The 12,000-nt window shown below is 66.8% G+C and carries 12 protein-coding genes; 8 read left to right on the forward strand and 4 right to left on the reverse strand.

Annotation, left to right across the window (positions count from 1 at the left end; genetic code table 11):
• The first annotated feature begins 140 nt into the window (after positions 1–140).
• Together KVT32_RS08225 and KVT32_RS08230 are read left to right on the forward strand one after the other, a co-directional pair.
• Complete coding sequence (locus KVT32_RS08225) at positions 141–611, forward strand: tripartite tricarboxylate transporter TctB family protein (RefSeq protein ID WP_056317818.1); 471 nt, start codon at positions 141–143, stop codon at positions 609–611.
• 3 nt (positions 612–614) lie between these two features.
• Positions 615–2,141: a tripartite tricarboxylate transporter permease gene (locus KVT32_RS08230; protein ID WP_180098787.1), complete on the forward strand. Its 1,527-nt coding sequence runs from the start codon at positions 615–617 to the stop codon at positions 2,139–2,141.
• A 102-nt stretch (positions 2,142–2,243) separates the two neighbouring features.
• Here the strand turns inward: KVT32_RS08230 and KVT32_RS08235 are convergent, their stop codons facing one another.
• A complete protein-coding gene (locus KVT32_RS08235; protein ID WP_217618001.1) occupies positions 2,244–2,552 on the reverse strand; it encodes a SelT/SelW/SelH family protein in 309 nt (102 codons plus the stop codon).
• Positions 2,553–2,639: 87 nt separating this feature from the next.
• On the opposite strand from KVT32_RS08235, the gene KVT32_RS08240 reads away from it, so the two are divergent.
• Positions 2,640–3,842, forward strand: a complete 1,203-nt coding sequence (locus KVT32_RS08240; protein WP_217618002.1) for a multidrug effflux MFS transporter — start codon at positions 2,640–2,642, stop codon at positions 3,840–3,842.
• A 54-nt stretch (positions 3,843–3,896) separates the two neighbouring features.
• Positions 3,897–4,691: an enoyl-CoA hydratase gene (locus KVT32_RS08245; RefSeq protein ID WP_217618003.1), complete on the forward strand. Its 795-nt coding sequence runs from the start codon at positions 3,897–3,899 to the stop codon at positions 4,689–4,691.
• A 27-nt stretch (positions 4,692–4,718) separates the two neighbouring features.
• Here the strand turns inward: KVT32_RS08245 and chrA are convergent, their stop codons facing one another.
• Positions 4,719–5,975, reverse strand: a complete 1,257-nt coding sequence (gene chrA / locus KVT32_RS08250) for a chromate efflux transporter (protein WP_152384439.1) — start codon at positions 5,973–5,975, stop codon at positions 4,719–4,721.
• A gap of 242 nt (positions 5,976–6,217) precedes the next feature.
• Between chrA and KVT32_RS08255 the strand changes: the two genes are divergently transcribed.
• Complete coding sequence (locus tag KVT32_RS08255) at positions 6,218–6,697, forward strand: carboxymuconolactone decarboxylase family protein (protein ID WP_056317802.1); 480 nt, start codon at positions 6,218–6,220, stop codon at positions 6,695–6,697.
• Between the two features lie 21 nt (positions 6,698–6,718).
• Here KVT32_RS08255 and KVT32_RS08260 read toward each other — a convergent pair whose 3' ends face one another.
• Positions 6,719–8,143, reverse strand: coding sequence for a PLP-dependent aminotransferase family protein (locus KVT32_RS08260; protein ID WP_217618004.1), 1,425 nt, complete (start codon positions 8,141–8,143; stop codon positions 6,719–6,721).
• 112 nt (positions 8,144–8,255) lie between these two features.
• On the opposite strand from KVT32_RS08260, the gene KVT32_RS08265 reads away from it, so the two are divergent.
• From KVT32_RS08265 to KVT32_RS08275, 3 genes are all read left to right on the forward strand, one after another.
• The gene (locus tag KVT32_RS08265; RefSeq protein ID WP_217618005.1) at positions 8,256–8,711 is read left to right on the forward strand and encodes a GNAT family N-acetyltransferase; all 456 of its coding nucleotides are present in this window, start codon (positions 8,256–8,258) and stop codon (positions 8,709–8,711) included.
• Positions 8,708–9,358, forward strand: coding sequence for an FMN-dependent NADH-azoreductase (locus KVT32_RS08270; RefSeq protein WP_217618006.1), 651 nt, complete (start codon positions 8,708–8,710; stop codon positions 9,356–9,358). The genes KVT32_RS08265 and KVT32_RS08270 overlap by 4 nt, the downstream gene beginning before the upstream one ends.
• Before the next feature lie 258 nt (positions 9,359–9,616).
• Positions 9,617–10,099 (forward strand): hypothetical protein, encoded by a 483-nt coding sequence (locus tag KVT32_RS08275; RefSeq protein ID WP_217618007.1) that lies wholly within the window; start codon positions 9,617–9,619, stop codon positions 10,097–10,099.
• Positions 10,100–10,123: 24 nt separating this feature from the next.
• Here KVT32_RS08275 and KVT32_RS08280 read toward each other — a convergent pair whose 3' ends face one another.
• Positions 10,124–11,701 (reverse strand): TerC family protein, encoded by a 1,578-nt coding sequence (locus tag KVT32_RS08280; RefSeq protein WP_152384434.1) that lies wholly within the window; start codon positions 11,699–11,701, stop codon positions 10,124–10,126.
• Positions 11,702–12,000 lie beyond the last annotated feature (299 nt).

Genomic DNA, 12,000 nt, shown 5'->3' on the forward strand with positions numbered 1-12,000 from the left:
ATCGCGACACCCGCGCGCAACTTTCGCACGCCTTGAAAGGTGAACGGAAGTTTGGATTTTTAGACTCCCGCATTCATTGCAGTGTCAGCTTTTGTTCAGACCTCAGTCAGGCAAAAGCACAACAACGGGAGGAAAAGACCATGCAATCAAAACGCAGCGCCGTGCGGCGCGAGGCGTGGGCTGCGGGCACGATGATCGTGCTGGGCCTGGGCGCCATCGCGCAGGCGTCAACCTACACATTGGGAACCCTGGACCGCATGGGCCCGGGCATGTTCCCGGCCATTCTGGGCGTGCTGCTGGTGCTTCTTGGCTTGGCCATCGCCAAGATGGCGGCTTCGCCCGTGGCCGCCGAGGAAGATGCCGAAGAAGTGGCGCCGCCCGAGTGGCGCGGCTGGGGCTGCATCATCGGCGGCCTGCTTTCCTTCATCCTCATCGGCAAATTCGGCGGCCTGGTGCCGGCGACGTTCGTGCTGGTCTTCATCTCTGCCATGGGCGACCGTCAGCATACCTGGCGCTCCGCAGCCATCCTGGCTGCCGGCGTCACGGTGCTTGGCGTGGCCGTGTTCTCCTGGGCGCTGCAACTGCAGTTTCCGTTGTTCCGCTGGGGTTGATCCATGGAAATCTTCAATAACCTGATGCACGGGTTTTCGGTCGCTTTCGCGCTGGATAACCTGATGTGGGCCATCTTTGGCGTGTTCATGGGCAACCTGATCGGCGTGCTGCCGGGCATGGGCGTGCTGGCCGCCATTTCGATTCTGCTGCCCCTGACCTACACGATGACGCCCACCGCGGCGCTGGTGATGCTGTCCGGCATCTACTACGGCTCGCAGTACGGCGGCGGCATCACGTCGATCATGTTGAACCTGCCCGGCACGGCCTCGCACGCGGTGGCCTGCCTGGACGGCAATCCGCTCGCGCGCAACGGCAAGGCGGGCTCGGCCCTCTTCATGCTGATGTTCTCGTCGTTCTGCGGCGCGTCCGTCGGCATCCTGGCAATGATCTTGTTCTCGCCGCTGCTGGTCGACGTCGCGTTCAAGTTCGGTCCCGCCGAGTACTTCTCGATGATGATGCTGGGCCTGCTGGCCGGCGCAACGCTGGCCAAGGGTTCGGCGATCAAGGGCGTGGCGATGGTGGTGGTCGGCCTGCTGCTGGGCGTGGTGGGCACGGACGTGAACACCGGCACGATGCGCTTTCACTTCGGCATCCTGGAGCTGTCCGACGGGCTGCAGATCGTGGCGCTGGCCATGGGGCTGTTCGGCGTGGCGGATTTCCTGAAGAACATCAATCGCATCGGCGGCGACAGCAAGGTCACCTCGACGAAGGTGAGCATGAAATCCATGCGTCCGGAAGCCGGCGACATCAAGCAGTCGCGCGGCGCGCTGGTGCGCGGCACGGCGATCGGTGCGGCGTTCGGCATCCTGCCGGGCACGGGTCCGACCATCGCGTCGTTCATCTCGTACGCCACGGAAAAGAAGGTTGCCCGTGAACCGCGCCGCTTTGGCCGCGGGGCCATCGAAGGCATTGCCGGTCCGGAAGCCGCAACCAGCGCATCGACGCAGACCAGCTTCATCCCGACGATGAGCCTGGGCATCCCTGGCGATCCCGTCATGGCGCTGATGCTGGGCGCGCTGATCATTCACGGCATCCAGCCGGGTCCGCAGATGATGGTCGAGCACGCCGACATGTTCTGGGGGCTGATCGCCAGCTTCTGGGTCGGCAACGTGCTGCTGCTGCTCCTGAACCTGCCGCTCATCGGCATGTGGGTGCGCCTGTTGACGGTTCCCTTCCGCTATCTGTTCCCTGCCGCGCTGTTCTTCGTCTGCGTGGGGGTATACAGCACGAACAACAACCTCTTCGACGTGGGAATGGTGACCTTGTTCGGCGCCGCGGGCTACGCGTTGATCCGGCTGCGTTTCGAACCGGCGCCGCTGCTGCTGGGATTTGTGCTCGGGCCCATGGTGGAAGAGAACTTCCGCCGCGCCCTGCTGCTGTCACGCGGCGAGTTGTCGATCTTCGTGACGCGGCCCATCAGCCTGGGCTTCATCCTGGCCTGCGTCGGCCTGATCGCGTTGCTCGGCGTGTCGGCGCTGCGCCAGCGCAAGGCGCGCGAAGCGCTTAAGCACGCGGAGTCTGCCGCGTAAACGCAAATCAAGAATCGGGGTAGTGCTGCTTTGGCCGGTCTTAAAAGGACCGGCCTTTTTTTGCCTGCCTGCCCGGTCAGCGATGCGGGTCGGCGATGCGGGTCAGCTTTCCGGCGTGGCGGTGTGGCCGTCGATGTGGCCAAGCGGGCGGCCCGGATCCAGGCGGTCGCGCACGCGCTGCTTGAGCACCTTGGCGTCGGGGAAGCCGCCGTCGCGCTTGCGGTCCCAGATCAGATCGCCGTCGTAGGTGATCTGGAAAATTCCGCCGGTGCCGGGCTGCAGCGCCACTTCGCCAAGATCCGTCGAAAACGTGGAAAGCAATTCTTGCGCCATCCAGCCCGCGCGCAGCAGCCATTGGCACTGCGTGCAATACAGGATGACGATGCGAGGGCGCAAAGCAGACGGGTTCATGGGAACGGCATTCTACGCCTGCGCGGGCGGAGGCGATCATGGATAATGTCGGGTTTTCCCGGGTCTGCAATGGGCCCAGAGCCTCGTATGAAGTCTGCCTTGACGCCCCGAGGCCAACGCTGGCTGATCGGTCTTTTGATGGGACTGGTCACGCTCACGCCGATGGCCATCGACATCTACCTGCCTTCCCTGCCCGCCATGGCATTGGCGTTTGGCGAGCCCATCGGCGCCTTGCAATCCAGCATCACCCTGTTCATTTTTGCGGTGGGCGTGGGCCAGGTGCTGATCGGCCCGCTGGCCGACCGCTATGGCCGCCGGCCCGTGGCCCTGTGCGGCGCTGCGGCATATCTGGCAGGCTCGGCGCTGGGCGCGTCGGCAACGTCCCTCGAGGTGTTTTACGCAGCACGCGTCATCCAGGGATTAGGCGCGTGTTCGGCATCGCTGGTCGCGTTTGCCGCCGTGCGGGATTGCTTTACCCCGGCCGTCGGCGCGCGCGTCTACAGCTACCTGAACGGCGCGCTATGTTCCGTGCCCGCGCTGGCGCCGATGGTGGGCGGCGTGCTGGCCCTGCATGCTGGCTGGCGCAGCACGTTCGTCTTCATGACGGTGTTCGCGTTGGCATTGGCGGCGCTGCTGGCCGTGCGCTTCGAGGAAACCCGCGCCAAGCTGACGCACCGGCCAGGCGCGCTGAACAGCCTGCCCCGTTATGCGTCCATCGTCACCAGCGGACGGTTTCTCTACTTTGCGTGTTTCGGCATGGCGGGCATGGCCATGATCCTGGTGTTCGTGTCGGCCGCGCCCGTCGTGCTGGTCGAACAGCTTGGGTACAGCGAGCTGGGCTTTTCGGCATGGTTTGGGGCGAATGCAACCATCAACATCGCGGCGTTTTTCCTGGCGCCCGCGTTCATCGCGCGCCATGGCCGCTACACCATGGTGCGCGTCGGCATGGCCGCCCTCCTGCTGGCGTCGGTCCTGCAGGTCGGCGCGTGGCTGTGGATGCCTTTGTCGGCCTGGGTCTTCATGCTGCCGGTCACGGTGTTTACCGTCGGATTCTCGCTGGCGCTGGGATCGGGGCTGAGCCTGGCGCTCGAGCCTTTTGCCGACCGGGCGGGCACTGCCGCCGCCGTGTACGGCCTCTTCCAGATGAGCGGGTCGGCGGTGATCGCCACCCTGCTGCTGGACAGCGGCATGGCGCCTCAGGCGGCCATGGCGCTGGTCGGCGCGGTCATCGTGGCGCCGCTGCTGCTGCTCTCGCCGGCGTTGGGCCGGCGCCTTGCCGCCGGTTCCTGAGCCAGTGGGCGCGGGGCGTGCGCTAGTATCCAGGAACAACCACCTGGAGGCGACATGTCCATCGAAAAACCCGCGGACGAACCGGTGCTGCTGCGCAGCGCCGAAGGCGGCGTCGTCACGCTGCGCCTGAACCGCCCTTCCCAGTTCAACGCCTTGTCCGAGGCGATGCTGGCCGCGTTGCAACAGGAAATCGACACACTGGCATGCGATGCCGACGTCCGCTGCGTGGTGCTGGAGTCGGCCGGCCGCGCGTTCTGCGCGGGCCATGACTTGCGCGAGATGCGCAGCCAGCCGGACCTTGATTACTACCGGGCGCTCTTTCGCCGATGCGGCAGCGTCATGCAAGGCTTGCAGGCGCTGCCGGTGCCCGTGATCGCCAAGGTGCACGGCATTGCCACCGCGGCGGGATGCCAACTGGTCGCCAGCTGCGATCTGGCAGTCGCCGCAGACACCGCGAAGTTCGCCGTGTCCGGCATCAACGTCGGCCTGTTCTGCGCCACGCCCGCCGTGGCCCTGACCCGCAACCTGTCTGCCAAGCGCGCCTTCGAGATGCTGATGACCGCGCGCTTCATCGATGCCGCCCAGGCTGTGGACTGGGGGCTGATCAACGCGGCGGCGCCCGAGAGCGAATTGGATGCGCGTGTGCGCACGCTGGTGGACGACATCCTGGCCAAGAGCCCGGCGGCCGTGCGTTACGGCAAGCGGATGTTCTACAAGCAGCGGCAGATGTCCCTGGCCGATGCCTACGATTACGCGGGCGACGTGATGGCCCGCAACATGATGGAGGCGGACGCGTGCGAAGGCATCGACGCCTTCCTGCAGAAACGCCCGCCGCGCTGGACGTCGTGACGACGCGCCGGCGGCTGGGGCCGGGCGTTAGACCAGCCAGCCCAGCGACCAGCCGCTGACAGCCGCCAGCAGCACCACCCATAACGGCGACCAGCGGGCATAGACCAGCAACGCGAACAGCAACAGCGCGAGGCCAAAGTCGGCCTTGCCCAGGATTGCGCTGGTCCAGACGGGGTCATACAGCGCGCCGAGCAGGATGCCGACGACGCTGGCATTGACGCCGGCCACCATGTTGCGCACGCCTGGCCGGCGCCGCAGCGTGTCCCAGAACGGCAGCGCCGCGGTAAGCAGCAAGGCGCCCGGCACGAAGATGACACAGAGAAGCAGCAAGCCGCCCGCCCATCCGGACAAGGGGCCGGACGACATCGCGCCCAGGAAGGCCGCGAAGGTGAACAAGGGCCCGGGCATGGCCTGGGCCGCACCGTAACCGGCCAGGAAATCCGCGCTGGACACCATGCCGGTGGAGACCGACGCCGTCTCCAGCAGCGGCAGCACCACGTGCCCGCCGCCAAAGACCAGCGCGCCGGCGCGATAGAAGCCGTCGATCTGGCCCGCCAGCGCGCCGCTGGAGATCAGCGCCCAGAGCGGCAGCCCCGCCATCAGCACGGCAAAGAGCACCAGCGACGCCACGCCCGCCGCGCGCGACACGCCGGAAGGCGCGTGGGACAGGACGGGCCGGGCCGGCAATTGCAGGAAGGCCGCACCGATCACCGCGCCCAGCGCCACGGCGCCGATCTGCGCCAGCGCAGCCGGCAGCACCACCGTGAGTAATGCGGCGGCGACCGCCAGCGCCGCGCGGGATCGGTCCGGGCACAGCGAACGGCCCATTCCCCATACCGCCTGCGCAACGATGGCCACGGCGGCCACTTTCAGCCCATGAATGGCCGCCGACCCGGAAAGCCAGCCGTAGTGGGCAAGCCCCATCGCAAATCCGATCAGGGCGAGCGCCGAAGGCAGCGTAAAGGCGACCCACGCGGCCAGCATGCCGGCCCAGCCGGCGCGGCGCAGGCCGATCGCCATGCCGACCTGACTGCTGGCCGGACCCGGCAGAAACTGGCATAGCGCGACCAGATCCGAAAAGGTGTAATCGTCGAGCCAACGGCGCCGGTCGACAAATTCGGTGCGGAAGTAACCCAGATGCGCGACCGGTCCGCCAAAGGACGTCAAGCCCAGGCGCAGGAACACCAGAAACACTTCAAGACAGGACCCTCGGTCCGTCTGGGCACGCGCGCCGGTGGCCGGCTTGCTGTCGACATGTTCGTCATGGGGGGATGGGTGCGGCATTGGCTCGGGCTTCTTGGGGAATCGGGGCGGCGATTTTATAAAAGGCCCCAGCACCAAGCTTATAGCCGGGCCACGGCCGGGATTCAATCGGATAAATGTCAGGAATTGGCGCTTGGCGGGCGGACCGCCCAACGCATCATGGCCCATATCAAAAATGGGTTCTTGGCACTTCAGCGGTAGGCCAATCGGCGCCATCATTTACCGGTCATTCCCCCATCCCATTGCAATAGAAAGGTCTGAACATGAGCCAACGGTTGAATTATTTCCAGGTGTCCGAAGTCCTGTCGAAGAAGTATCTGGACTTCAGCATGGCGTTGAAGAAGACGCCTGTGGTCCAGGAGCTTGGCTCGCTGGTCGATATCCGTGCCTCGCAGATCAACGGCTGCGGATTCTGCCTGGACATGCACGTCAAGGAAGCCACGATCAAGGGCGAGCGCGCGCTGCGCCTGCATCACGTCGCCATCTGGCGCGAATCGCCCCTTTTCTCGCCCCGTGAACGCGCCGCGCTGGAATGGACCGAGGCGCTTACGACGCTGCCGCCGCACGGCGTGCCGGACGAGATCTACGATGCCGTGCGGGCGCAGTTCACGGAAACCGAACTGTCGGACCTGACCTTCCTGGTGGTCGGCATCAATGGCTGGAACCGGCTGAACGTCGCGTTCCGCACCGAGCCCGGGTCCGCGGACAAGGCCTATGGCCTGGACAAGGCCGGCTTGAACTGACCGGCGCTCTCCTGCCGCGACTCACATGAGCTGCAGGATGCGGCGCGCCAGCTGCTCCGCCTGCTCGGCCGAGACGATATTGGTGAAGCTCATGAGCAGGCCGGCGCGCGCGTCCGGCGCCGCCGACCAGTGCGACAAGGCATGGGCGTACAGGCCCTGCCGCAGCATGCGCGCCGCAAGTTCGCGATCGGTCTGATGGCCATCCAGCCGCGCCACCAGGTGCATGCCGCCCGGCTGCGGATCGATGCGCAACCGGTTGCCCAGCACGCTGGACAGCGCCGCGGCCGTGGCCTCGCGCCGTTCGCTGTACAGCCGGCGCATGCGCTGGATATGGCGCGCGAAGTGTCCTTCGTTGATGAACGAGGCCAGCACGGCCTGCGTCAACGCCGGCGCGCCGCCCGCCAGAAGCATGCACAGGCGCTCGAAGCGCGGCGCCTGCTCCTCGGGCACCACCAGGTAGGCGAGCCGCATGCCGGGAAACAGCACCTTGCTGAAGGTGCCCGAATACAGCACGCGACCCTGCCGGTCCAGGCTTTTCAGGGCCGGTAGCGGACGGCCGACGTAGCGGTATTCGCCGTCGTAATCGTCCTCCACGATCCACGCGCTGCTGCGTTCAGCCCAGTCCAGCAGCGCCTGGCGCCGGGGCAGCGACAGCGACAGGCATAGCGGACTTTGGTGCGCGGGCGTCACGACCGCCGCCCTGGCCCGCGGCTCCTGCGCAATGCCCGCCTCCACGACCAGCCCTAGCGCGTCCACGCGCACCGGCACGGCCTGCATCCCTGCCTGCGCCAGCAGCGCCCGCGTGGGCGGATAGCCGGGGTCTTCCACCCAGACCGAATCGCCGGGCTTGAACAACGCCTGCATGATGAGCTGCAGGGTGTTGTTGTAGCCCGACGTGATGAACACCTGGCTGGGCGTGCACTGGATGCCGCGCGCCACCTGCAGGTAGGCGGCCGTCGCGGTCCTGAGCGCGAGCAAGCCCGAGGGATCCGGGTACGCAAGGTCCGGCGGCTGCATGCCGCGCAGATGGCGCGCGCCCAGACGCGCCCAGATCTTGCGCGGAAAGACGTCGAGCGCGGGCAGCCCCATCTGAAAAGGCAACGGTGCGGCCGGACGTTGCCAGCCGTCTACCGGCGCCTCGGCGGGCCGGGCCTTTGCAGCGGGCGCGGAACGCGCAACCGGTTGCAGGTTGGGAGCGACCACGGTGCCGGCCTGGCCGCGCGCCTGGATGTAGCCCTCGGACGCCAGCAGCGAATAGGCGACCTCGATGGTGCCGCGCGCCACGCCGATTTCCTTGGCTAGCGCGCGTGCCGACGGGATGCGGTCGCCGGGTTTGAGGGTGCCCTCGGCGATGGCGCCCCGGAACCGCTCATAGATCTGGCGGTAGAGCGGATGGCCGGCGGCGTCAGAGACGGTTTGCAGACCGTCGGGGGTGGCAGGAATCATGGCATAGTCCGTAAGCGCATTTATGGCCCTTCAAATTATGGCATGTGGTTTTTAAGATTCGTACTCACGGTGGGCGTGCGCTTCGCGCCCTGAACTTCGAGCGACTGATCCCATGCACACATCCACGGAACCGTCCTTGCGCCATCTGGAGACCCCGGAAGAATGGCAGGCCTGCCTGCCGCTGATGCGCGAGCTGCGACCCCATCTTGCCCACGACGACGCGGTTGTCGAACGCCTAGCCCGCATGCACCAGCAGAACTATCGCCTGCTCGCCGTCATGCGCGACGGCGAGGCGCTGGCGCTGGCGGGATACCGGTATCAGGAAAACCTGATCTACGGGCGGTTCCTGTACGTGGACGACCTGGTGGTGGCGCCGTCGGCGCGCGGCAGCCGCTGGGGCGCCCGGCTGATCGCCGAGCTGGATCACCTGGCGCGTGGCGCGGACTGCGACAAGCTGGTGCTGGACACCGGGCTGGGCAACGCGCTGGCGCAACGCTTCTACTTCCGGCAGGGCCTGTTGACCAGCGCCATCCGGTTCAGCAAATCCTTGAAAGGAAACACCCAATGAGCATTCTTCGTATCCGCTGCAGCCCGCGGGGGCTCGATTCCGAGAGCTATCGCCTGTCCCAGCGCATCGTCGACCGCCTCGTGCGGTCGGCGCCGGCCGGCGGCCTGGAGGTCGTCGAGTTTGACGCCACCACCCTCACCCATGCGGACAGCGACTATGCGGCGGCGCTGGCCGCGCCGGCGGATCCTGCCGCCGACGTGCTCGGGCGCGGTTCGCTGCACGCGTCGGGCGCGCTGATCCGGATGCTGGAAAACGCCAGCCACGTCGTGCTGGCCACGCCCATGCACAATTTCACCGTCCCCTCCGCGTTGAAGGCATGGCTGGACCTTGTCGTCCGGGTGCGCAATACGTTTCACATCACGCCGCAAGGCAAGGTCGGATTGCTGGCGGACCGCCCCGTGTTTGTCGCGATTTCGTCGGGCGGGGCCTTCAGCGGCGAAGAGGCCCGTCAGCCGGACTTCCTGACGCCATACCTGCGGCATGTGCTGGCGACCATCGGGTTGAAGCAGGTGACGTTTGTATCGGTGGAGGGAACGGCCCGTGGGCCGGCTTATCTTGCGGCTGCTCGCAAGCAGGCCGAACGCGCGGTCGATGCCATTTCTTTCGCGCGTGTAGTGGCTGGAGCGCCTTTCCCGCTGCCCGCGTGAACACCCAGTTCTGCGCGGATGCGCTGAAACGCCTGATCCGGCTTCGGCCGGATACCAGCCGGATGGCGCCCGTCCGACCCGCTGGCGGCCGGTGACGCAATCCCTTCGGGCCATCCGATCGGGCCGCATTGACACGCTTGATTTAGCCGCTCTACGCTAGCCCGCACTTGTGGTCCAACTTGGGCGTGGTCCTGCCCCGGCGCACCAAGGTGCGGGAGGCGCAACATGACGCTATGCAGGCCTGGAGCAATCGCATGCGTGCTGCTGTGGCTGAGTGTCCTGGCGCCAGCCGGCGCGCAGGCGGCATGCAGCGACAAGACATTGCGCGAGATGTCGGACGCGGGACGCACCGTGGCGACGATTGCCAAACGCTGCGGGATGAGCGCGGCAGCGGTGAAGGAACGCCTGGGCGCAGGCGAAACGAAATCGAACCGCGCGCCGCCCGAGGCCGCTGCGTCCGCCGCCGCGGGGGGAGCCGAAGCCGCGTCCACAGCATCCCCGGCCGCGCCAGCCGCGGCATCCGCCGCCAACACCACAAAGACCGCCAAGCCGGCAAAGGCGCCCGCCGATCCGCCAAAACACCCGCCGGGCACCATCCTGGAACTGTGCGGATGCTACGGCAGCATGGAATACGGCTTCACCGAGCCGAACGCGCAATGCGTGAGCGGCAAGGCCGTGGCGACGCGGTGTCCGGGCTATTGCCCGGTGAACCGGTCGCCATGGCGCCGCATCTGCAGTTGAGGCGGCGGCGAGCCGCCCTGCCCGTCAGTCGGCCGCGCTGACTTCGGGCTGGTGCGGACGCGCATGCACCTGGTCGATTCGCAGGCCGTCCCGCCGCGTCACTTCGAACCCCCAGTCACGCAGCATCACGGTGTCGCCCGTTTCGGGGATCCGGCCGCCCGCGCGCAGCAGGCATCCAGCCAGCGTCGCATCGGGATAGTCGTCGGCAAGCGCCGGCGCATCCAGAAGGCGGGCGGCTTCGTCGACGGACAAGCGGCCGCCCAGCAGCCACGAGCCATCGGACAGCTGCAGGGCGTCCGGGTGGTCTTCCTGGTGTTCAGGCAAGTCGCCCGCCACCGCTTCCAGCACGTCCAGCGGCGTGACCAGGCCTTCGCACACGCCGTGCTCGTCGACGACGATCAGCATGTGATCGCGCGAGGCGCGCAGTTCATCCAGCACCTTCAGCACCGGCGTGGTTTCCATCACGTAGCGCGGTTCGCGCGCCAGTTCCACCAGGTCGATCGGACCGGGGTTCTGCAGCAGCGGCAGGACCTCCTTGAAGTGCAGGACGCCCAGCACGTTGGCCGGATCCCCCGCGCACAGCGGCAGGCGCGAGTGACCGGTGGCGAACTTGCGAATGATCACATCGGGCGTGTCGGACACATCCAGCCACGTCATGTCGCCGCGCGGGACCATGATGGAGCGGATGTCGCGCGTGCCGATGGACAGCACGCGCTCGATCATCGAGCTTTCCTCGGGCGCGAAGGCCGGCTCGTCCCCGGCGCCGTCCACCAGCGCGACCACTTCATCGGCTTGCGATACCGGCTGGCCGGCGCGGCCGCCGCGCAAGAGGCGCAGCACGGCCTGCGCCGTGCGCTGCCGGCGGCCCAGCGCATGCGTGCCTCGGGCGCGGTTGCGGCGGGCCAGCTGGTTGCACAGCTCGATCAGGATCGAGAAGCCGATGGCCGCATACAGATAACCCTTGGGAACGTGGAAGCCCAGGCCTTCGGCGACCAGGCTGAAACCGATCATCAGCAACAGGCCCAGACACAGGATCACGACTGTCGGGTGACGGCCAACGAACGCCATCAGCGGGCGGCTGGCGATCATCATGACGGCCATTGCGAGCACGACGGCGATCATCATGATGCTCAGTTCCTGCACCATGCCCACGGCGGTGATGACGGAGTCCAGCGAGAACACGGCGTCCAGCACCACGATCTGCAGAATGACCTGCCAGAAGACGGCGTGCTGCGGCTTTTGCCCCTGGTCGTGGCTGGCGCTGCCTTCCACGCGTTCGTGCAGTTCCATCGTGCCTTTGAACAGCAGGAACAGGCCGCCCAGGATCAATATCAGATCGCGTCCGGAGATTTCGGCGCCCAGCACGGTGAAAAGCGGCGCAGTCAGCGTGACCACCCAGGCAATACTGGCCAGCAGGCCCAACCGCATCACCAGCGCGAGCGTCAGGCCAATGAGCCGCGCGCGGTTGCGCTGCTCGGGCGGCAACTTGTCCGCCAGGATGGCAATGAACACCAGGTTGTCGATGCCCAGCACAATTTCAAGAATGACCAGCGTCGCCAGGCCAAGCCAGGCGGTGGGGTCGGACATCCAGTCGAAAATCATCAGGTTTCCACGGAAAGCGTAAGCGAGCGCGCGTTCGGGACGCGCCGGCGGGAAGGGACTGCATCAGGAGCGCACCGCAATCGTTGCAGAGGTGCGCGAATGGACGTGACCCGGCGAGGCGGCGCGCGGCCGCCCAGGCGCGGCGTGGCCGCAGTGGCAATCAGGGAGGCGGCGCGCAGGCAGACAAGCCTTGCCGCGGCAGTGTGAGGAGAAGATGTCGGGCGCCGGCAGGAGTGCGGCGCCCTGCTAGGAGGAGGGTCTTCGTTCATAGAAGGCGGATGGCTCCAGGCTGCCGGGGC

Source organism: Achromobacter sp. GbtcB20, assembly GCF_019091095.1.
Lineage (GTDB): Bacteria > Pseudomonadota > Gammaproteobacteria > Burkholderiales > Burkholderiaceae_B > Achromobacter > Achromobacter mucicolens.